General features: G+C 54.3%; 26 protein-coding genes. 17 read left to right on the top strand and 9 right to left on the bottom strand.

The window, feature by feature from the left end:
* Positions 1–13: 13 nt before the first annotated feature.
* Positions 14–1,849: a P-loop NTPase fold protein gene (locus tag ACR8BF_RS04580; RefSeq protein WP_434745613.1), complete on the bottom strand. Its 1,836-nt coding sequence runs from the start codon at positions 1,847–1,849 to the stop codon at positions 14–16.
* A gap of 84 nt (positions 1,850–1,933) precedes the next feature.
* Here ACR8BF_RS04580 and ACR8BF_RS04575 point away from each other — a divergent pair, with 84 nt between their 5' ends.
* The 6 genes from ACR8BF_RS04575 to ACR8BF_RS04550 are packed head-to-tail and all read left to right on the top strand — an operon-like array spanning position 1,934 to position 5,992.
* The gene (locus ACR8BF_RS04575) at positions 1,934–2,512 is read left to right on the top strand and encodes a phage baseplate assembly protein V (protein ID WP_434745612.1); all 579 of its coding nucleotides are present in this window, start codon (positions 1,934–1,936) and stop codon (positions 2,510–2,512) included.
* Positions 2,512–2,865 carry a GPW/gp25 family protein gene (locus tag ACR8BF_RS04570; protein WP_111534581.1) on the top strand — a complete coding sequence of 118 codons (354 nt, stop codon included), beginning with the start codon at positions 2,512–2,514 and terminating at the stop codon, positions 2,863–2,865. Before ACR8BF_RS04575 ends, ACR8BF_RS04570 begins: the two co-directional genes overlap by 1 nt.
* On the top strand, positions 2,852–3,766 hold the full coding sequence (locus ACR8BF_RS04565) for a baseplate J/gp47 family protein (protein ID WP_434745611.1): 915 nt from the start codon (positions 2,852–2,854) through the stop codon (positions 3,764–3,766). Before ACR8BF_RS04570 ends, ACR8BF_RS04565 begins: the two co-directional genes overlap by 14 nt.
* Positions 3,763–4,374 carry a phage tail protein I gene (locus tag ACR8BF_RS04560; protein WP_292987917.1) on the top strand — a complete coding sequence of 204 codons (612 nt, stop codon included), beginning with the start codon at positions 3,763–3,765 and terminating at the stop codon, positions 4,372–4,374. Before ACR8BF_RS04565 ends, ACR8BF_RS04560 begins: the two co-directional genes overlap by 4 nt.
* Positions 4,371–5,600, top strand: a complete 1,230-nt coding sequence (locus ACR8BF_RS04555) for a phage tail protein (protein WP_434745610.1) — start codon at positions 4,371–4,373, stop codon at positions 5,598–5,600. The genes ACR8BF_RS04560 and ACR8BF_RS04555 overlap by 4 nt, the downstream gene beginning before the upstream one ends.
* Positions 5,600–5,992, top strand: coding sequence for a tail fiber assembly protein (locus ACR8BF_RS04550; RefSeq protein WP_191942342.1), 393 nt, complete (start codon positions 5,600–5,602; stop codon positions 5,990–5,992). Before ACR8BF_RS04555 ends, ACR8BF_RS04550 begins: the two co-directional genes overlap by 1 nt.
* A gap of 26 nt (positions 5,993–6,018) precedes the next feature.
* Here ACR8BF_RS04550 and ACR8BF_RS04545 read toward each other — a convergent pair whose 3' ends face one another.
* Both ACR8BF_RS04545 and ACR8BF_RS04540 read right to left on the bottom strand, forming a co-directional pair.
* Positions 6,019–6,231, bottom strand: a complete 213-nt coding sequence (locus ACR8BF_RS04545) for a hypothetical protein (protein WP_434745609.1) — start codon at positions 6,229–6,231, stop codon at positions 6,019–6,021.
* A complete protein-coding gene (locus ACR8BF_RS04540; RefSeq protein ID WP_434745608.1) occupies positions 6,231–6,983 on the bottom strand; it encodes a hypothetical protein in 753 nt (250 codons plus the stop codon). Before ACR8BF_RS04540 ends, ACR8BF_RS04545 begins: the two co-directional genes overlap by 1 nt.
* 60 nt (positions 6,984–7,043) lie before the next feature.
* On the opposite strand from ACR8BF_RS04540, the gene ACR8BF_RS04535 reads away from it, so the two are divergent.
* From ACR8BF_RS04535 to ACR8BF_RS04495, 9 genes are all read left to right on the top strand, one after another.
* The gene (locus ACR8BF_RS04535) at positions 7,044–7,667 is read left to right on the top strand and encodes a recombinase family protein (RefSeq protein ID WP_434745607.1); all 624 of its coding nucleotides are present in this window, start codon (positions 7,044–7,046) and stop codon (positions 7,665–7,667) included.
* A gap of 45 nt (positions 7,668–7,712) precedes the next feature.
* On the top strand, positions 7,713–8,882 hold the full coding sequence (locus tag ACR8BF_RS04530) for a phage tail sheath protein (protein ID WP_434745606.1): 1,170 nt from the start codon (positions 7,713–7,715) through the stop codon (positions 8,880–8,882).
* Between the two features lie 12 nt (positions 8,883–8,894).
* Positions 8,895–9,410: a phage major tail tube protein gene (locus ACR8BF_RS04525; RefSeq protein WP_009086863.1), complete on the top strand. Its 516-nt coding sequence runs from the start codon at positions 8,895–8,897 to the stop codon at positions 9,408–9,410.
* 56 nt (positions 9,411–9,466) lie between these two features.
* Positions 9,467–9,775 (top strand): phage tail assembly protein, encoded by a 309-nt coding sequence (locus ACR8BF_RS04520; RefSeq protein WP_434745605.1) that lies wholly within the window; start codon positions 9,467–9,469, stop codon positions 9,773–9,775.
* Between the two features lie 14 nt (positions 9,776–9,789).
* A complete protein-coding gene (locus ACR8BF_RS04515) occupies positions 9,790–9,909 on the top strand; it encodes a GpE family phage tail protein (protein WP_434745604.1) in 120 nt (39 codons plus the stop codon).
* The gene (locus ACR8BF_RS04510) at positions 9,902–12,607 is read left to right on the top strand and encodes a phage tail tape measure protein (protein WP_434745603.1); all 2,706 of its coding nucleotides are present in this window, start codon (positions 9,902–9,904) and stop codon (positions 12,605–12,607) included. Before ACR8BF_RS04515 ends, ACR8BF_RS04510 begins: the two co-directional genes overlap by 8 nt.
* Entirely contained in the window at positions 12,604–13,089 is a 486-nt protein-coding gene (locus ACR8BF_RS04505) for a phage tail protein (RefSeq protein WP_434745602.1), read from the top strand. The genes ACR8BF_RS04510 and ACR8BF_RS04505 overlap by 4 nt, the downstream gene beginning before the upstream one ends.
* A complete protein-coding gene (locus ACR8BF_RS04500; RefSeq protein ID WP_434745601.1) occupies positions 13,086–14,189 on the top strand; it encodes a phage late control D family protein in 1,104 nt (367 codons plus the stop codon). The genes ACR8BF_RS04505 and ACR8BF_RS04500 overlap by 4 nt, the downstream gene beginning before the upstream one ends.
* Positions 14,190–14,259: 70 nt before the next feature.
* Positions 14,260–14,490, top strand: a complete 231-nt coding sequence (locus ACR8BF_RS04495) for an ogr/Delta-like zinc finger family protein (RefSeq protein ID WP_072044056.1) — start codon at positions 14,260–14,262, stop codon at positions 14,488–14,490.
* Positions 14,491–14,637: 147 nt separating this feature from the next.
* Here the strand turns inward: ACR8BF_RS04495 and rplS are convergent, their stop codons facing one another.
* The 5 genes from rplS to ffh all read right to left on the bottom strand — a co-directional run bounded on the left by rplS (position 14,638) and on the right by ffh (position 18,147).
* Positions 14,638–14,985: a 50S ribosomal protein L19 gene (gene rplS, locus ACR8BF_RS04490; protein ID WP_003849035.1), complete on the bottom strand. Its 348-nt coding sequence runs from the start codon at positions 14,983–14,985 to the stop codon at positions 14,638–14,640.
* A 42-nt stretch (positions 14,986–15,027) separates the two neighbouring features.
* Positions 15,028–15,792: a tRNA (guanosine(37)-N1)-methyltransferase TrmD gene (gene trmD / locus ACR8BF_RS04485; protein WP_434745600.1), complete on the bottom strand. Its 765-nt coding sequence runs from the start codon at positions 15,790–15,792 to the stop codon at positions 15,028–15,030.
* A 35-nt stretch (positions 15,793–15,827) separates the two neighbouring features.
* Entirely contained in the window at positions 15,828–16,376 is a 549-nt protein-coding gene (gene rimM, locus ACR8BF_RS04480) for a ribosome maturation factor RimM (protein ID WP_003849039.1), read from the bottom strand.
* Between the two features lie 18 nt (positions 16,377–16,394).
* Complete coding sequence (gene rpsP / locus ACR8BF_RS04475; RefSeq protein ID WP_003849041.1) at positions 16,395–16,643, bottom strand: 30S ribosomal protein S16; 249 nt, start codon at positions 16,641–16,643, stop codon at positions 16,395–16,397.
* 142 nt (positions 16,644–16,785) lie between these two features.
* The gene (gene ffh, locus ACR8BF_RS04470; RefSeq protein ID WP_003849043.1) at positions 16,786–18,147 is read right to left on the bottom strand and encodes a signal recognition particle protein; all 1,362 of its coding nucleotides are present in this window, start codon (positions 18,145–18,147) and stop codon (positions 16,786–16,788) included.
* A gap of 165 nt (positions 18,148–18,312) precedes the next feature.
* Between ffh and ACR8BF_RS04465 the strand changes: the two genes are divergently transcribed.
* Positions 18,313–19,113, top strand: a complete 801-nt coding sequence (locus tag ACR8BF_RS04465; protein WP_090965656.1) for a cytochrome C assembly family protein — start codon at positions 18,313–18,315, stop codon at positions 19,111–19,113.
* Between the two features lie 15 nt (positions 19,114–19,128).
* Positions 19,129–20,415 (top strand): HlyC/CorC family transporter, encoded by a 1,287-nt coding sequence (locus ACR8BF_RS04460; protein WP_179898403.1) that lies wholly within the window; start codon positions 19,129–19,131, stop codon positions 20,413–20,415.
* Between the two features lie 61 nt (positions 20,416–20,476).
* Here ACR8BF_RS04460 and luxS read toward each other — a convergent pair whose 3' ends face one another.
* A complete protein-coding gene (gene luxS / locus ACR8BF_RS04455) occupies positions 20,477–20,992 on the bottom strand; it encodes an S-ribosylhomocysteine lyase (protein WP_009086888.1) in 516 nt (171 codons plus the stop codon).
* Positions 20,993–21,015 lie beyond the last annotated feature (23 nt).

Genomic DNA, 21,015 nt, shown 5'->3' with positions numbered 1-21,015 from the left:
GCATTCAAAAAATTCACGTCGGGATGTCAGCTAGCTGCTTGAGTTGTGAAAGAGAAGGCTCTAAATATCTTTCGAGACTATCTTTAATATTATAGGATAATAAAGGCATTGATTTTTCATCTGCTATTTTCTTAATGTTTTTTACAAATGATGAAAATACAGGTATTTCAGATATTAACTCTTTAGAAGAATGCTGGTAAGCATATCTTTCTTTAAAAGCATAGCTTATCGTACTTTTACTTCTACAAGCTAGAAAAGCTTTCGTTAATTCATCGCAGTCAATAAACGCCAGCATTGGTTTATCATGGTAAGATTTTATTCCACGATCGTTGTAATTAAGAAGAAGGAAATAATCCTTGTCATCATTTCTAATAAATTCAACTAGCTTTTTAGATGCGTTCACGAGTTCAGCTTCTAAAGCTTTCTGCTGAACAAGTTTTACATAGTTGCAAATATCCTTAAAAGCCAAGCTATCTCGTTCAAAGAAGCCAAGCCCTCCCCAAGACTCATTGTAACGATATTGAGGGTGCGCGTGGTCTTCATACTCCACACCTCCTGATTCAACCATCTTATCAATGCATTTCTTAGATAAGGCTAAAACTTTATTCATATCGGCATCAATAAGTGCTATTTTATTAAAGTGTTCCATCATACCAACTATATGTTTGACAATATTAATATTAGTGAAAGACAAAGACTCTAATTCTGAAAATACTTGCTTGTACAATCTTGCAAATTCATCATCCTTTAACACGGTAAATTCCCAGAGCTTAACCCAGTTTGCCTCTTGAGAACTCATAGAAGTTAAGCGGAAATTAATTTCCTCTTCTATTGTTTTACCCACAACATTGCCATTATTAATTATTTCATTCCAAGTGGGGTCGCTTAGAATTAAATCACCGAACGTATTAAAGGAATATTTTTCATACAAAGCTTTGAATGCACCGTCGTTTCGCTTGATAAGGTTATCCGAAATATTTTCCACATCGAATAAATTAATATGGTTAGATGTTTTTTCGAAATAGAATATAAAGTAAGTTGCAAGTAGCCTTTCCATTATAGTGTCATTCTTTCTAATATCTGAAGGGATGGCATTGTAAAGCTTTTCAAAGTCTAAAATGAACTTCCTAAGCAGTCTTAAGTTATTAGACTTGGCTATATCTATGGTGCTCAATAATATAGAGCCCTTGCTCTGCATAAAGCCTTTAAATAAAGGTGTAGAATGATTGCCAGCAAAGCTTAAAAGCGCAGAATTAGTATCGGCTTTTACTTTCAATGTCTGCCCTACAACTTTTTCTTTAGATGTCAAATAGCTGCTTATATCTTTTTTAATTTTCTCGCTTTCCTCATTGGTTATAATTATTGCTTTGCAACCACTTTCCTCAGTAAAGTGATTGACGTAACCAAAAAATTGCTCCCAAGATATTTCGCATCGTTCAAAGTCATCAAATATTAAAATGGTGTCTTCTGGTTTCTTTGATAGTTTCTCAAAATTTATTTCCGGGATGCCAAGGCTCATAGATGCATCATCTTTCTGATCGCTATTGAAATCTATTTTTAACGTACCTTTAAGTAATGCTTTTGACAGAGCCCCAGCAATCAACATCCCTTTACCAGATAAAACAGGATGAACTTTCTTGTATATTTCAGTATCTATTTGGCCTGTGTTAGTTAGGCCATATAAACTCACTTTAATTATGGCATATTCTTTCTTGTCGTATGGTTTTAAAATATCATCAACAAGCCATGTTTTCCCTGAACCCCACTCACCGTTTATAACTACCGCAAACTTAGGTTTCTGATTCATTTCAATATAATACTTCAAGTAGTTTCTTACATGCTCATTCATTACATTAAGTTCCTTCTTGATTGTCTCACAGCTCACACAATCGTTATCAATAGATAAAATCATGATGATGTTAATACTAGCGCTATGAACTCACAACTGTCAGAAATCATGCGCCTTATCACCAATCTGATCCGCACCGGCATTGTGTCCGAAGTGGACCCGGTGAACTGGCTGTGCCGGGTGAAAACGGGCGACCTCGAAACCAACTGGATCAACTGGCTCACCCTGCGCGCCGGTAATACACGCACATGGTGGCAACCTACCGTGGGGGAACAGGTTGTGCTGCTGAGCCTGGGCGGCAATCTTGAAACTGCCTTTGCGCTACCCGCCGTTTATTCCGAAGCCTTTCCGCCGCCCGACTACTCGGAAGACGGCACCACCACCGTGTTTAAGGATGGCGGCTGGTTTCAGTACGAGCCGGAAACCGGCCAACTGCTAATAAAAAACATCAAAAGCGTGCGCATTGAAGCGGCAGACGGCATTCAGCTGATCACCGATGCGCTGGGGATAGAGGCCAGCCAGACACGGATTAACGGTGACACCACGATGAACGGTGATGTGACCCACGGCGGCGGTTCAATGAGTTCTAACGGTGTAATTGCTGATAAGCATTTACACAACAAAGTAAAGAGTGGCGGCGATATGTCAGGAGGCCCGCAGTGATGTATCTCGGCATGAACCGTGATAACGGCAAAGCCATTACCGATATCGATCACATCCGGCAGAGCGTGCGCGACATCCTGATCACCCCGGAAGGCAGCCGCATCGCCCGGCGTGATTACGGTTCGCTGCTGTCGGTGCTGATTGACCAGCCACAGAACGACGTGATCCGCCTGCAGGTCATGGCGGCGGTGTATGTCGCCATCAGCCGCTGGGAACCTCGCGTGAGGCTGAGCACTGTAAACCTTACCAGCGACTTTGACGGCTCTATGGTGGTTGAGCTGACCGGCCAGCGGGATGACGGTTCGCCGGTTGCTATGTCTGTACCAACGGGGGTGAAAAGTGGCGGTAATTGACCTGTCCCAGCTGCCCGCACCGCAGATTATTGAGGTGCCGGACTTTGAATCGCTGCTGGCTGATCGCAAAGAGGCGCTGGTTGCACTTTATCCGGCGGATGAACAGGCCGCTATGCGCCGCGTGCTGGCGCTGGAGTCTGAGCCGATTGTGAAAAGCCTGCAGGAAAACACCTACCGCGAAATCCTGTTGCGCCAGCGCATCAATGAGGCGGCGCAGGCGGTAATGGTGGCCTACGCCATCGGCAGCGATCTGGACCAGCAGGCCGCCCGCAATAACGTGAAGCGGCTGACCATTACGCCTGCGAATCCTGACGCCGTTCCGCCGGTGGATGCGGTGATGGAGTCGGACGACGCGCTGCGCGTGCGCGTGCCGGAGGCGTTTGAGGGGCTGAGCGTGGCCGGACCGACGGGCGCATATGAGTTTCACGCAAAAAGCGCTGATGGCAGGGTTCAGGACGTGTCCGCGATCAGCCCGTCACCGGCGACGGTGCTGATCACCGTCCTGAGCCGTGAAGGTGACGGCACGGCGTCGGAGGATTTGCTGACCACAGTGAACACCGCGCTGAGCGCCGACAGTGTGCGCCCGGTAGCCGACCGCGTGACGGTTCAGGGCGCGGCCATCCGCAGTTACAGCGTGAAGGCCAGGCTGCACCTGTTCGACGGCGTGGCCGCTGGTCCCTGCCTTGAGGCGGCGAACGCAAGGCTGGCGAGTTATCTTACCGAGCAGAAAAAGCTGGGGCGCAGCGTGCGGCGAGAGTCCTACGGGGCGGTGATGCGCGTGGCCGGTGTGGACTGGGTGGAAATCACCGAACCGGCGGCGGACATCATCATGGACCGCACGCAGGCGGGTTACTGCACCGGCACGGATGTGTCCGTGGCGGGCGATCAGGGGGTGACATGAGCAACAGCAGCCTGATGCCACCCGGTTCGTCTGCGCTGGAGCGCCGTTTAGCGCAGGCATGTAGCGGTATTTCCGGGCTGAACGTGCCGCTGCGCGACCTGTGGAACCCGGCCACCTGTCCGGTGAGTTTTCTGCCTTATCTGGCCTGGGCGTTTTCAGTGGATCGCTGGGACGAAAGCTGGGCGGAGAGCGTCAAGCGGCAGGTGGTGAGCGATGCGTTTTACATCCATCAGCATAAGGGCACTATCAGCGCCATCCGTCGCGTGGTGGAGCCGTTCGGCTTCCTGATCCGGGTTGTTGAGTGGTGGAAAAATGGTGAAGCACCCGGCACGTTCCGGCTGGACATCGGTGTGCAGGACCAGGGCATAACCGAAGAAACCTATCAGGAACTTGAGCGGCTGATCAGCGATGCAAAACCCTGCAGCCGTCACCTGCTGGGAATGTCGATAAACCTGCAGGTCAGCGGTGAAACGCTTATAGCGGCGGCCAGCTATGACGGTGATGACCTGACCGTTTATCCGTATACCCCGGAAATTATTTCCGTCAGCGGCGCAGTTTATGGCGGCGCGGCGGTTCACGTTATTGACCTGATGGAAGTGGGACCATGACACAAAAATACTATGCAATCGTAACCAACCTGGGCGCGTCGAAGATTGCCAACGCCGCTGCACTCGGTACAAAACTGAATATCACGCAGATGGCCGTGGGCGACGGCGGCGGCACCTTGCCGACACCGAACGCCAGCCAGACGAAGCTGGTTAACGAGGTGCGCCGCGCCGCCATCAATACGCTGAGCATTGACCCAGCCAACGCCAGCCAGATGATTGCCGAACAGGTGATCCCCGAAACGTCGGGAGGATTTTGGATCAGAGAAATGGGACTCTTTGATGCCGACGGCACGCTGATTGCGGTGTGCAACACGCCGGAAACTTACAAGCCCGCGCTGCAGGAAGGCAGCGGTCGCACGCAGACCGTTCGCATGATTCTGATCATCAACAGCACCGACGCCATAACCCTTAAGATTGACCCGTCCGTGGTGCTGGCAACGCGTAAATATGTTGATGATGCTGTGATCGAGGTGAAAGCCTACGCTGACAGCGTAATGAAAACTCACACCGATGCTAAAAACCCACACAGCCAGTATCTGCAGGTCGCAAGCGCCCTGGCAGAAATCAAAGACGCCGGGCTGGTTGCTGACCTTCTCAAAAACCTCGGTTTAACAGAAAAGTTTTCCGGGCGTTTTATTGGCCGCCAGATTTTTACCACGCCGGGCGCTATCAGCTACAAACCTACACCCGGTACTAAACGCGCCCGAATCATCGTCACCGGTGGCGGCGGGCGCGGTTATGGGTTTCTGGGCTGGGGCGATAACTACCGCGCGCGCGGTGGCGGCGGTGGCGCTGGCGGTACGGTGATCGCAACGCTGGACATTGATGATTCTAAAACCTATGCGGGTGTTGTTGGTCAGGGCAGTAATGAAACAAAATCGTCAACCAGCAGCACGTTCAACGGTCAGCTGACAGCCGCAAACGGTGGAAACTCTGCCGGTGATGCCGGTGGTGGTGGCGGCCTGGCCGTGGGTGGCGATCTGAATATTCAGGGAGGAGACGGCAGCGATGCGCCCGGCGTGGTCAGCGCCTCATCTAACCCCTACCGGGGCGGATCGGGTGATGGTGGTGTCAGCTATTGGGGAGGCGGCCCGCGTAGTGCAGAGGGAACCACGTCAGGTGCTCAGGCGACATTTGGTTCAGGCGGCGGCGGTAATATTCGCTCAACACCATATATTGGCAATTATGGTTCAAACGGGATTATTTACATTGAGGAGTTCAGCTGATGAAAACTTATGCCCGGATTGAAAATCAGTGCGTTGCTGAAATCGTCTCGCTGAATGTGAAGCCTGAAAAACTCTATCATCCGTCACTGGTATGGGTGGATATTACTGCGCTATCCGAACAGCCCGATGTAAATTATCGCTACAGTGACGGCGTGTTTAGCGCCCCGGCTATAGAAGCTGATAACGCAGTACTTATTGCCAGCAGCAGGCTTAGCGCTGAAATGGATGTGGCAAACCGGACAATCGCGCCGCTTCAGGATGCGGTCGATATCAGCATTGCAACAGATGCTGAGATAGCCCGCCTGGCAGAATGGAAGCGTTACCGGGTGGCACTCAGCCGGATTGATACCAGTAAGGCTCCAGATATTACATGGCCGGTCAGGCCGCAGTGAACAAAGCCCGCATACGCGGGCTAATTTTATGGCAGTCTGAATTCTTTATAATCGGTCTGATATTTCGCATCGCCATAAAAACGGCCATCATCAGGATTATAAAAAGCCCCCGGCTGCGCGGCATTGTCTTGACCGATTTCTATCAAATAGCAGCCCTTGATTGTAAAGCCAGAAGGTGCGGCAATTGTGTTTTCAACAAGGTAACCACCTGTTTTAATTACTGAATATTGTTTATTCATTATGCGTACTCGTAAAAGATTGCAACGCCATTAGCCCCTGTGCCGGATGGTTTGGCACTGTATACTGCAGCATCCGGTTTAGTCTCGTCATAAAGGTTACAGGTTCCGCTTCCCCCGGCCCCATAACCAGCATCACCACCGTTCGCACCGCTACCTTTATTACCCGTTGCAGATGTTTCGCCTGCCAGAGCGCTGGCACCACCGCAACCGCCTAACTGGCCCTGCGTACCCAGATAACCCCAGCCGCCATAATTACCGTTAGCCTTACGGATAAGCCTGTACCCGGTCGCAGTCTCTTTAAATTCTCCGAAACCTGGCAGGCCGGGAATCACCATTAGTGAACTGACCGTGTTTGAATAATCAGCACGCGGGCGTGTTGCTAACGAGCCTGTATTACCACCTGATGCAGAAATTTTGGTACCGAACCATGTAGTGCCGCCTTTGATACCTTCCGATCCGGTTACTGCTGCACCGCCCAGACCAATGGTGACAGGAACACTGTCAACCTTCGCTTTAGTCAGATCAATTTCAAACTCCACAAAACCGCCACCGCCACCGCCGCCGCCAGCAGCAGTATACGAGGCAGAATTAACCGCAGCGGGGCTGCTTCCACTGGCACCGGCACCGACTATCTGACCACGCACTTTTGTAGCAGCCGGATCGGGCGTGTAATTGCCGGAAACGGTCATCACTACAGTGCGCAAAAGCCTGCCGGAAAACTTTTCTGTTAAACCGAGGTTTTTGAGAAACAAACGCCTGGCCCTGCGCCGCGCCGCGCTGGCACACTTGCGGCCATTTGCGGAGAACTCAGCGTGCTGATTGGCTACATCAGGGTGTCAACAAATGACCAGAACACGGACTTACAGCGGATTGCGCTGCAGAGCGCAGATTGTGAGCTGATTTTCGAGGACAGGATAAGCGGGAAAACCAGTGACAGGCCGGGGCTGAAGAAGGCGCTGCGATGCCTGCAGGCGGGCGACACACTGGTTGTGTGGAAGCTGGACCGGCTCGGCAGAAGTATGCGCCATCTGGTCATGCTGACTGAAGAGCTGCGGGAACGGGGCGTAAATTTTCGCAGTCTTACCGACAGCATTGATACCAGTACGCCAATGGGCCGGTTTTTCTTCCATGTTATGGGTGCCCTGGCGGAAATGGAACGCGAGCTGATCGTAGAGCGCACCCGTGCCGGGCTGGCCGCTGCGCGTGATAAAGGGCGCATCGGCGGCAGGCGGCGGAAGATGACGCCGGAAACGGTGGAGCGTGCCCGGCGGATGCTGGCGCAGGGCGCAACGCTGCTGCAGGTGTCACTGGTGCTGGACGTGTCAGTGAAGACGCTTTACCGCTATATCCCCGCCCCGGAACAGAAAACCCTGCGTGAAAACGGCGCGCCTGTTGTGTCAGGTATGGCACAACAGCCAGCGCGTGCCCCGTCATAGCGGACCATAGACCATAGCGGAACCCCTTCACAGGAGAACCGCCACATGGCACAGGATTATCACCACGGCGTGCGCGTTGAGGAAATCAACGAGGGCACCCGAACCATCACCACCGTCAGCACCGCGATTGTCGGGCTGGTCTGCACCGGCGACGACGCCGACGCGGCCACCTTCCCGCTTAATCGTCCGGTGCTGTTAACCGACGTACTCACCGCCAGCGGCAAGGCCGGGGAGTCCGGCACGCTGGCCCGTTCACTGGACGCCATCGCGGACCAGTCGAAACCCGTCACCGTCGTTGTGCGCGTGCCGCAGGGCGAAACTGAAGCGGAAACCACAGCTAACATCATCGGCGGCGTGACGGACGGCCAGCGCACCGGCATGAAGGCGCTGCTGGCCGCGCAGTCCGTGTGCGGCGTAAAGCCCCGCATTCTGGGCGTGCCGGGGCACGACACAAAAGCCGTCGCCACCGAGCTGCTGAGCGTGGCGCAGAGCCTGCGCGGCTTTGCCTACCTGTCCGCGTATGGCTGCAAAAGCGTTGAAGAGGCGATTGCCTACCGCAGCAACTTCAGCCAGCGCGAAGGGATGCTGATCTGGCCTGACTTCATCAGTTTTGACACCGCGCTGAAGGCGGACGCAACGGCCTACGCCACCGCCCGCGCGCTGGGCCTGCGTGCCAAAATCGACGAGCAGACCGGCTGGCATAAATCCCTGTCAAACGTGGGCGTGAACGGCGTCACCGGCATTTCTAAAGACGTCTTCTGGGACCTGCAGGATCCGGCCACTGATGCGGGCCTGCTGAACCAGAACGACGTGACCACGCTGATCCGCAAAGACGGCTTCCGCTTCTGGGGTTCCCGCTGCCTCAGTGATGACGCGCTCTTTCAGTTTGAGTGTTACACCCGCACGGCGCAGGTGCTCATGGACACGATGGCTGAAGCGCAGATGTGGTCCGTTGACGGCGCGCTGAACCCGTCACTGGCCCGTGACATCATCGAGAGCATCCGCGCGAAGCTGCGCAGCCTGGTGAATCAGGGCTATCTGATTGGCGCGGACTGCTGGCTGGACGAGAGCGTGAACGATAAAGACACGCTCAAGGCAGGCAAGCTACTGATCGATTACGACTACACGCCGGTGCCGCCACTGGAAAACCTGCTGCTGCGTCAGCGCATCACTGACCAGTACCTGGTCGATTTCAGCAGCCGCGTCAGCGCATAAGGAGACTGAAAGATGGCATTACCCCGCAAACTCAAGCACCTGAACGTGTTCAACGCAGGCAACAACTGGCAGGGGCTGGTTGAGTCCGTGACGCTGCCGAAAGTCACCCGTAAGTTCGAAAAATATCGCGGCGGTGGCATGGCCGGTGCGGTGGACATCGACATGGGCCTGGACGACGGTGCGCTGGATACGGAGTTCACCGTAGGCGGCACTGAAGCGCTGCTGTTTAAGCAGCTTGGCACCGAAACCGTGGACGGCATCCAGCTGCGCTTTACCGGCTCCATTCAGCGCGACGATACCGGCGAAGTGCAGGCGGTAGAGCTGGTCACGCGCGGACGCTATAAGGAGCTGGACTCCGGCGAATGGAAAACCGGTGAATCCAGCACCACCAAAGTGTCCGCAACCAACAGCTACGCAAAGCTGACCATTAACGGCGAAGTGGTTTACGAGATCGACATCGTGAACATGATCCACATCGTGGATGGTAAGGACCTGATGGAAGCGCACCGCAACGCGCTGGGCCTGTAATCACACCGGCAGGCCGCGCGCCTGCCGCTTATCTCTCTTTTTAACGGAAAAGCATCATGACTGATAAAACCGCTCCAAATGAAAAAGTCGTCGAGCTGGATACCCCGATCCTGCGCGGCAAAACCGAAATCACCTCCGTCACCGTGCGCAAGCCGCAGTCCGGTGCGCTGCGCGGCACCCGCCTGCAGGCGCTGCTGGACATGGACGTGAACGCACTGATCACCGTGCTGCCGCGTATCACAACCCCGGCCCTGACCACGGCGGAAATCAACGAAATGGACCCCGCCGATCTGGTGAGCCTGTCTGTAGAGTTGGTCACTTTTTTGCTGAAGAAGTCGGTCCTGTCGGATTTAGCGACGGCCTGACGGTAGACGATCTGGTGGCGGATATCGCTACCGTCTTTCACTGGCCGCCCTCCGTTACCGAGTTCATGACGCTGACGGAAGTTCTGGAGTGGCGGTACAAAGCAATCCTGCGACACAGGGCCAGCGATGAGTGATAAAAATCTGCGTTTGCAGGTCGTGCTGGGCGCAGTCGATAAGCTGACGCGCCCCTTCCGCAGCGCCCGCGACAGCACACGGGAGCTGGCTGGTACGCTGCGAGATACCCGCAACACCCTTAAAGAGCTGGACGCGCAGGCCGGGCGCATTGACGGCTTCCGCAAGACCCGCTCACAGCTTGCCATCACTGCCAATAACCTTAAAGCCGCCCGCGAAGAAGCGGCGCGGCTGGCCGTGCAGTTTACAGAAACAAACAGGCCCACAGCTGCACAGGCCCGCGTGCTGGAGCAGGCAAAAAACCGCGCCAGCCAGCTGCAGCAGACTTACAACGGGCTGCGCCTGTCGGTGCAGCGTCAGCGTGAGGCGCTGGGCGCTGCCGGTATCGACACGAAGAAACTGAGCCAGGCACAGCGCGAACTTAAAAGTCAGTCTGACGAGGCCCGCGCCGCCATTGACCGGCAGCAGCAGTCGCTTAAAAAGCTGGGAGAACGGCAGGCAAAGCTGAGCGCGGTACGTGAGCGATATTCCCGATCGCTTGAGGTGCGCGATCGCGTGGCCGGTGCCGGAGCGGCAACGTCTGCCGCCGGGCTGGCGATGGTTGCGCCGGTTGCTGCTGCCGTGCATGCATCAGCGGCAATGGAAGACGCCATGAAGGGCGTGGCAAAGCAGGTTAACGGACTGCGCGACTATAAAGGAAACCGCACAAAACAGTTCTATGACATGCAGGCCGCCATCAAAGCCGCCAGTGAGCAGCTGCCGATGGAAAACGGCGCAATTGACTACGCCGCGCTGGTTGAGGGCGGCGCGCGCATGGGCGTGACGAACCAGAACGACTCCTATGAGGACCAGAAACGCGACCTGATGGCCTTTGCCACCACGGCGGCGAAGGCCTCGACCGCGTTTGAGCTGCCCGCCGGTGAGCTGGCCGAAGGGCTTGGCAAGATTGCGCAGCTGTACAAAATCCCCACGCGCAATATCGAGCAGCTGGGCGACGCGCTGAACTACCTGGACGATAACGCCATGTCCAAAGGGGCGGACATCATTGATGTGCTACAGCGTATGGGTGGCGTGGCCGACAGGATGAACTTCCGACAGGTAGCGGCGCTGGGTTCAACATTCCTGACGCTGGGCGCCACCTCTGAGATTGCGGCCAGTTCCGCTAATGCCATGGTACGCGAGCTGTCTATAGCCACGATGCAGAGCAACCGGTTTATGGACGGCATGGACCTGCTGAAACTGGACCCGGCAAAGATTGAAAAGCAGATGACCACGGATGCGATGGGCACCATCATGCGCGTTCTGGAAAAGGTTAAAGAACTGCCGGACAGCAAGAGAGTGCCCGCGCTGACGATGCTCTTTGGCAAAGAGTTCGGCCCTGCAGCGGCAAAGCTTGTCAATAACATGCCGGAGCTTCGCAGGCAGCTGGCACTGACACAGGGAGATGCTGCAAAAGGTTCGATGCAGAAAGAGTCGGACATCAATAAAGACTCGCTTTCTGCACAGTGGATGCTGACCAAAACCGGCGTATCCAACACCATGAGCGGCCTGGGCGATTCACTGCGCACGCCGCTGATGGACATCATGGATATGGTGAAGAAAGTCACCGGTGTGACCCGCAGCTGGGTGGAAAACAACAAGGAACTGGCGGGCACGTTCGTGAAGGCAGCGGCGGTTGTATCGGTGGTGGTGATTGCGCTGGGTACGCTCATGATCGGCATGGCGGCAGTGCTTGGACCGCTTGCGCTGCTGAGGCTCAGCTTCAGCGTGTTAGGTATTAAAGCATTCGGCTCCTTCGGGCTGATCAAAAGTGCCATCGGGATCGTGGGGAACGGCGTGCTGTGGCTGGGACGGCTGATGATGGCAAACCCGATTCTGGCCGTTATCGGGCTGATTGCCACCGGGGCACTGCTTATCTGGCAGAACTGGGACACGCTGGGGCCGAAACTTGCCGCTATCTGGGACGCTATCAGCACAAAGGTCAGCAGCGTCTGGACTGCGATCCGCACCTACATCAGCACTAAGTGGGGTGAGATTGTCGCCGACGCGAAGGCCCTGCCCGCGCGTTTTCAGGAGGCCGGTTCACAGATGATTGACGGACTGATGGCGGGTATCAGCCAAAAGTGGGACGCCATTAAAAACAAGCTGTCGTCACTGACCGGCTACCTGCCGGACTTTCTTAAGCCGGGCGGTGATAAGACCGGCGGGCCGCAGTTGCCGCGCCCGGCAACTGTAAAAACGGGTGGCGGTGTATCCCTGCCGCCGGGCGGGTTCCCCGGATTTGCGGGCATGTACGACAGCGGCGGCTTCATCCCGTCCGGGCAGTTCGGCGTGGCCGGTGAGAACGGGCCGGAGCTGGTCAGCGGTCCGGCAAACGTGACCAGCCGCCGAAGCACCGCACGGCTGGCAGCACTGGCGGCGCTGACGCTGGGCGGTGCCGGAGCGACAGCGGAGGCGAAGCCGCTGCACCCGCTCAGCCTGCCGGTTCAGGCGTACCGGCAGGAAACACCGCGCATGAGTGGCAGCGCTACACAGGGAGCTGCGCCGCAGATTCACGCCTCCTTCACCATCGTACAGCAGCCGGGGCAGAGCCAGCAGGATCTGGTTGATGAGGTGATGCGCAGGCTTGAGGCAAAAGAGCGACAGGCGCAGGCCCGCGCCCGCAGCAGTTACAGTGACAGAGGAGGATTTGAGGGATGATGATGACGCTGGGCTTATTTGTTTTCATGCTCAGGACGGTGCCCTACCAGGAACTGCAATATCAGCGCAGCTGGCGCTTTCCGTCAAACAACCGCGTTGGGGTGAGGCCGTCGTTGCAGTTCTTAGGCCCGGACAACGACACGCTGACGCTTTCCGGCGTGCTGCTGCCGGAGATTACCGGCGGCAGGCTGTCGCTGTTTGCGCTGGAACAGATTGCGGAGCTGGGCCGCGCGTGGCCGCTTATTGAGGGCAGCGGGACAATTTACGGCATGTTCGTGATTGAAAGCCTGAGTCAGACCAAAGCGGAATTCTTCAGCAGCGGCGTGTGCCGCCGCATTGAATTTACGCTGACGCTGAAGCGCACCGATGAATCACTGGGGGAAATGTTCGGCAGCCTCAGCGATCAGCTGTCTGCCATGCAGGGCGCAGCAGTTACCGCTGCCGGGAGGGTGAGCGCCGCAGCAGGAGGGTTATTCTCATGATGACAACTCCGTGGATTAACGGCCAGCAGAATTCCCCCGCATTCCGTCTGACGATGGACGGGGCAGACATCACGCAGAAGCTGGAAAAGCGCCTGCTGAGCCTGACGCTCACTGATAACCGGGGCTTTGAGGCGGATCAGCTGGACATTGAACTGGACGACGCGGACGGCCAGCTGCAGCTGCCGCGCCGGGGCGTCGTGCTCTCGCTGTCGCTGGGCTGGCAGGGAGAGGCACTTTTTCCGAAAGGCAGCTATACGGTTGACGAAATCGAGCACAGCGGCACACCTGACCGGCTGACGCTGAGGGCGCGCAGCGCGGACTTCCGGCAGACGCTGAACACGAAGCGGGAGAAGTCCTGGCACAAAACCACTGCAGGCGAAATTGTCCGGGACCTCGCCGGACGCCATAAGCTAAAGGCGGCCATGGGTGAAGACATGGCCGCCGCAGAAATTGACCACCTTGATCAGACCAACGAATCAGACGCCAGCTTTCTGATGCGCCTGGCTAAACAGTGCGGCGCAGTGGCCTGCATCAAGGACGGTAGTTTGCTTTTTATCCGCCAGGGTCAGGGTAAAACAGCAAGCGGCAAAGCGCTGCCGGTAATCACCCTTCAGCGCAGGGACGGAGACAGCCACCGCTTCACCCTTGCGGACCGCGACGCCTATACCGGCGTGATCGCCAGCTGGCTCCACACCCGCGAACCGGCAAAAAAGCCTGTAGCGAAGGTGAAGCGCAGGCGACGTAAAACCACGGCGAAGAAGAAGAAAGAACCGGAGGCGAAGCAGGGAGATTATCTGATCGGCACTGATGAAAACGTGCTGGTATTGAGCCGCACTTACGCGAACAGGGGCAACGCCGAACGGGCGGCCAAAATGCAGTGGGAACGCCTGCAGCGTGGTGTAGCAACGTTCTCAATCCAGCTGGCGAAGGGACGCGCAGAGCTATATACGGAAATGCCGGTGAAGGTAAGTGGCTTCAAACAGCAGGTAGATGCCGGGGAATGGATCATCACAACGCTGACGCACAGCCTGAGCGCTGACAGCGGATATACGACTAGCATCGAACTGGAAGTTAAAATCGAGGACTCAAGCTTGCAATAGTAATATTTATTATCCTTTTGGGTGATCAATAGGTATGATCAAGTTAAATATTCAACAGGGCGAATCCTAAATGATGAATTGTCCAAAGTGCTCTCACGCTGCACATACACGCAGCAGTGTTGTGCTCTCTGAGAACACAAAAGAACGATACAACCAGTGCCAGAACATCAACTGCGGATGTACTTTCAAATCCTTAGAAACTGTAACTGATATAATCATGTGTCCAGGTAGAGTAAATCCCGTACCGCCCCACCCTGCCCGCGGAGGCACCAAAACGTCCCAAGGCCAACTCTGGCTCTAACCCGCTTCGGCGGGTTTTTTAATGCCTACATTTGACTACAAAATAAATCTGCGTAGCCAATCCGTGGACAAGACAATAAAAAAAGGGGCTGGCATCACGCCAACCCCTTGTTTGCTATTAACTTTTAGATGTCGCGTTAGCGATACCTTAGTTAAGACGCTCTTTAATACGAGCAGACTTACCAGTACGCTCACGCAGGTAGTACAGTTTGGCTTTACGCACAGCGCCACGACGTTTAACAGCGATGCTGTCAATTACAGGTGAATGAGTCTGGAATACACGCTCAACGCCTTCGCCGTTAGAAATTTTGCGAACAGTGAATGCAGAGTGCAGACCGCGGTTACGAATAGCGATAACCACGCCCTCGAATGCCTGCAGACGTTTTTTAGAACCTTCAACGACCCATACTTTCACTTCCACGGAATCACCCGGGCGGAAGGAAGGTACGTCCTGTTTCATCTGCTCTTGTTCAATTTGCTTGATAATGTTGCTCATAATTAAATCTCATATCCTGGGTAAACTGATAGTCGGGGAAGATCACTCTTCCACATCATCGTTTTGTTGCTGTTGAGATTCCCGCTGGAACTCACTCAGCAACCTTGCTTGCTCTTCAGTCAGAGCCAGGTTTTCCAGAAGTTCAGGTCTTCTCAGCCAGGTACGGCCTAGCGACTGCTTCAGACGCCAGCGGCGAATATCAGCATGGTTACCTGACAGTAATACTGCCGGGACTTCCACGCCATCTAACACTTCAGGTCGGGTATAGTGCGGACAATCCAGCAAGCCATCAGAGAACGAATCCTCGTCGGCTGACGCCTGCTTGCCGAGTACGCCAGGAATAAACCGGGCGACTGCATCAATCATCGTCATCGCTGGCAGTTCCCCGCCACTGAGAACGTAATCACCGATTGACCATTCTTCATCAATTTCGGTCTGGATTACGCGCTCATCAATCCCTTCATAACGGCCACAGACCAGAATTAACTTGTCCCGTGCCGCCAGTTCGCAAACGCCCTGTTGGTCTAATTTGCGACCCTGAGGTGAAAGATATATCACCCTGGCCCCATCACCTGCCGCTGCTTTCGCTGCGGAGATGGCATCCCGTAAGGGTTGTACCATCATCAGCATTCCCGGTCCGCCACCGTAAGGACGATCATCCACGGTACGGTGCCGGTCGTGCGTGAAGTCACGAGGACTCCAGCTCTGAATGCTGAGCAGACCGTTTTTTACAGCCCGGCCAGTTACCCCGTAATCGGTAATAGCGCGAAACATTTCTGGAAACAGGCTAATAACACCAATCCACATTGTATTCGCCGTTACGTTACCGTTCGATTCGGAGATCAAAAACCAGGATCCCAATCTACCTCAATGACGCCAGTAGAGAGATCGACTTTCCTGATAACCTGTTCATCAAGAAACGGAATTAACCGCTCCTGAGCACCGAACGCATCCTTCAGGTTTGCCTTAACGACGAGAACGTCGTTCGAGCCGGTTTCCATCATATCGATGACTTTGCCCATCTCGTAGCCTTCGAGGTTAACCACCTGGCAGCCCATAAGGTCTTTCCAGTAGTAGTCGCCCTCTTCCAGCGATGGCAACTGCGTCGAGTCAACCTGAATTTCGCAATTGGTTAACTGAGCCGCCGCATCCCGATCTTCAATGCCTTTGACTTTGATGATCAGGTCCTGATTGTGGTGCTTCCAACCTTCAAGTTCGACCTGCTGCCATTTACCGGCACGCTGGATGAACCAGGGTTGGTAGTTGAAGATGCTTTCAGCGTCTTCAGTGGAGGAAAACACTTTGAGCCAGCCGCGAATACCGTAGGCGGCTCCCATCTTACCCAATACAATTGGGTTAACAGGAGGCTGTGCGGCAAGTTGTCTGCTCATGCTCACCACCGTGACAGATTAAGCTGCTTTCTTAGCTTCTTTGACCAGCGCGTTAACGCGATCAGAAAGCGTTGCGCCCTGGCCAACCCAGTGCTCGATACGATCCAGATCAAGACGCAGACCTTCAGCCTGACCAGATGCGATCGGGTTGAAGAAACCAACGCGCTCGATGAAACGACCGTTGCGTGCATTGCGGCTGTCAGTGACGACGACCTGATAGAACGGACGCTTTTTAGCGCCGTGACGTGCCAAACGAATTGTTACCATAACATCCTCTTCAGTTAATAAAACACCCGGCCCCCATCGAGGAACGGGGTCCGGGTGCTGTATAAAAAGCCCGAAAATTTTAATCATTTTGGCGAAAAAAGCAACCTAAACCGTACCTTTTCGGGCTTTTTTGTGGAACGCTTTAGCGGCCAGGGAAACCTGGCGGCATCATACCTTTCATGCCGCGCATCATTTTCGCCATACCGCCCTTCTTCATTTTCTTCATCATACGCTGCATGTCGTCGAACTGCTTTAATAAGCGGTTAACGTCCTGCACCTGCATACCGGAACCGGTAGCAATGCGGCGCTTGCGCGAGCCTTTGATGATTTCTGGTTTCTCACGCTCTTTGCGTGTCATCGAGTTGATGATGGCTTCCATGCGCACCAGGACTTTGTCATCCATCTGTGACTTCACATTATCAGGCAGCTGTCCCATACCCGGGAGTTTACCCATCAGGCTGGCCATGCCGCCCATGTTACGCATCTGCTTCAACTGCTCAAGGAAGTCATTAAGATCAAAACCGTCGCCAGTTTTCAGCTTCTTAGCCAGTTTCTCGGCCTGATCGCGGTCAACCTTACTTTCGATATCTTCGATCAGTGACAGTACGTCACCCATGCCGAGAATACGTGAAGCGATACGTTCCGGATAAAACGGCTCAAGAGCTTCGGTCTTTTCGCCGACACCCATGAATTTAATCGGTTTGCCAGTTATATGACGAATTGACAATGCCGCACCACCGCGTGCATCACCATCAACTTTCGTCAGAATAACACCGGTCAGCGGCAGCGCTTCATTAAAGGCTTTAGCCGTGTTAGCCGCATCCTGGCCGGTCATGGCATCGACCACAAACAGCGTTTCTACCGGCTTGATCGCGGCATGAACCTGCTTGATTTCGTCCATCATCGCTTCGTCAACGTGCAGACGACCGGCGGTATCCACCAGCAGCACATCGTAGAACTTCAGGCGAGCTTCACGTAGCGCATTGTTGACGATATCAACCGGCTTCTGGCTGAGATCGGACGGGCAGAAATCTACACCAACCTGTTGTGCCAGAGTTTCCAGCTGTTTGATTGCCGCCGGACGATAAACGTCGGCCGAAACCACTAAGACTTTCTTTTTGTGCTTCTCACGCAGGAACTTACCCAGCTTAGCGACGCTGGTCGTTTTACCGGCACCCTGCAGGCCCGCCATCAGAACTACGGCTGGCGGCTGAGCGGCCAGGTCGAGTGCGTTGTTCTCAGCACCCATCGCCGCAACCAGTTCGTTACGAACGATTTTGATAAACTCCTGACCTGGGGTCAGGCTTTTATTCACATCATGACCGACCGCGCTCTCTTTCACACGGTTGATGAAGTCACGCACCACGGGCAGCGCAACGTCAGCTTCAAGCAGTGCCATACGCACTTCACGCAGGGTCTCTTTGATGTTCTCTTCAGTCAGCCTTCCGCGGCCGCTGATATTTCGCAGGGTTTGCGACAAACGATCGGTTAAATTATCAAACATGGTCTCTCACTAAAAAAAAGATCGCGAGGCGCCTGATCGGCAGAATGCGGCGGATTATAACACGAAGCCTCGGCGATCTCTGCAATTGCCCCTCAGATCGTTTGGAGCCTGCTTCGGCTGGCGCTATACTGCCTTTTCCTTATCTGACTGAACCTGAAAGGATCTATGTTCGTTTTCGCGATAGTGGCGCTATTCGCCTACTCCTTAAGTCTTGCCCTGATCATTCCCAGCCTGTTGAAACGCAACGGCGGCTGGCGGCGAATGGCGATGCTCTCTGCCTGTGTGGCGCTGGTGACACACGCGGTGGCCTTGCAGCAACGCATATTTGCTGTTGATAGCGGACAGAATTTAAGCCTGCTCAACATAGGCTCGCTGGTTAGTCTGTTGATCTGCGCCATCATGACCATTGTGGCGGCACGTAACCGTGGCTGGCTGCTGCTGCCGATTGTTTACAGCTTCGCGCTGATCAATCTGGCCTTCGCCACTTTTGTCCCTAATGCATTCATCACCCATCTGGAAACCACGCCAGGCATGATGATCCATATCGGCCTGTCCCTGTTTGCCTACGCAACGCTGATCATTGCTGCTCTCTATGCGCTTCAGCTGGCGTGGATCGATTATCAGTTAAAAAACAAACGACTGGCCTTTACGCAGGATATGCCGCCTCTGCTGACCATTGAACGTAAGATGTTTCATATCACCCAGGTCGGCGTCGTTCTGTTAACGCTGGTGCTCTGCACCGGTCTGTTTTATATGCAGGATCTCTTCAGTGCAGAAAACGTTGATAAAGCGGTGCTCTCGATCATCGCGTGGTTTGTTTATATCGTTTTGCTTTGGGGGCACTATCATGAAGGCTGGCGTGGTCGCCGCGTCGTCTGGTTTAACTGCAGCGGTGCGGTGCTGTTGACCATGGCTTACTTCGGCAGTCGCATCCTGCAGCATCTGCTTGTCCCTACCTCTCGTTAAAAAGGAAGTTCTGCGTTGGAGAATGTTTCAACCACCACGCTGATTATTATTCTCTGCGTCATGGTACTGGTTTCAGCTTATTTCTCAGGTTCTGAAACCGGCATGATGACGCTGAATCGCTATAAATTGCGCCATCAGGCTAAAAATGGTGATCGCGCAGCTCGACGTGTCGAAAAACTGCTGCGCCGCCCTGATCGTCTGATCAGTCTGGTCCTGATTGGTAATAACCTGGTCAACATCCTTGCTTCCGCGTTAGGCACCATTGTCGGAATGCGTCTGTATGGTGATGCCGGCGTCGCCATTGCAACCGGCGTGCTGACCTTCGTGGTACTGGTCTTTGCTGAAGTGTTGCCCAAAACCGTGGCGGCGCTTTATCCGGAAAAAGTGGCCTATCCCAGCAGCTTTTTACTCACCCCGTTGCAATACGTCATGTTACCGCTGGTCTGGCTGCTGAACACCATTACACGGTTGCTGATGCGCATGGTGGGGATTCGCTCTGACGGCTCTGTTAACTCCGCGCTGAGTAAAGAAGAGTTACGCACCATCGTCTATGAGTCGCGTAGCCTGATGTCACGCCGTAATCAGGACATGCTGCTCTCTGTGCTCGACCTGGAAAAAGTGAGCGTGGATGACATTATGGTGCCGCGTAATGAGATCGTGGGTATCAACATTAACGATGACTGGAAGTCAGTCGTTCGTCAGCTGAGCCACTCGCCACATGGCCGCATTGTGCTGTATCGGGACTCACTGGATGACTGCGTCGGCATGCTTCGCGTGCGTGAAGCCTGGCGCATGATGACAGAGAAAAAAGAGTTCACCAAAGAGATGCTGCTGCGCGCCGCCGATGAGATCTACTACATCCCCGAAGGAACGCCACTAAACACCCAGTTGGTGAAGTTTCAGCGCAACAAAGAGAAAGCGGGCGTGGTGGTGGATGAATATGGCGACATCAAAGGGCTGGTGACAATAGAGGATATTCTGGAGGAGATTGTCGGCGACTTTACAACCTCCATGTCACCGTCGCTGGCAGAAGAGGTGATGCCGCAGAATGATGGCTCTGTGCTGATTGAAGGCAGTGCCAGTGTGCGTGAAATCAATAAGGCGTTTAACTGGCATCTGCCAGAGCAGGAAGCCCGCACCATCAACGGCATGCTGCTGGAAGCACTGGAAGAGATCCCTGCCATCGCCACACGTGTTCAGATCGGTCACTACAACGTCGATATTCTGGACGTGCAGGACAACATGATTAAGCAGGTGCGGATTACGCCTGCTACGCCACTGAAAAAGTCGGTCGGATCCTGAAGCCATAAAAAAACGCCGCAATCGGCATGATGCGGCGTTTTTATTAGCAAAGAAGCCCTGACTAGATGTGCAATTCTTTCAGCTTTTCAGCAGGCAGTTTCAGATCTTCATTGCGGTTAACGCCGATCTCATGTGCCAGCACATTGCGGGCGATCTGCTGCGCTTCATCCAGTGAGTGCAGCTTATAGCTGCCACACTGGTATTCATTCAGCTCAGGGATCTGGTTCTGGTCTTTGACTTTCAGAACATCTTCCATCGCCCCTTTCCACGCTTTCGCAACGCGCTGCTCGTCTGGCGTACCAATCAGGCTCATGTAGAAACCGGTACGGCAACCCATTGGCGAGATATCGACGATTTCCACACCGTCACCATTCAGGTGGTCACGCATGAAGCCTGCGAAAAGATGCTCCAGCGTATGAATGCCACGCTCAGTGAGGATATCAATGTTCGGGCGGCAAAAACGCAGGTCAAAAACGGTAATCGTATCGCCATGCGGAGTCTTCATGGTTTTCGCAACGCGTACTGCCGGTGCGCCCATGATGGTGTGGTCAACGGTAAAACTGTCCAGTAGTGGCATACGTCACCTCCTGTTCTGAGAAT

Origin of the sequence: Candidatus Pantoea rara (assembly GCF_051136265.1) — a bacterium.
Classification (GTDB): domain Bacteria; phylum Pseudomonadota; class Gammaproteobacteria; order Enterobacterales; family Enterobacteriaceae; genus Pantoea; species Pantoea rara.
Note: the sequence above shows the minus strand (reverse complement) of the source record. Positions and strands in the feature narration are given on the sequence as shown.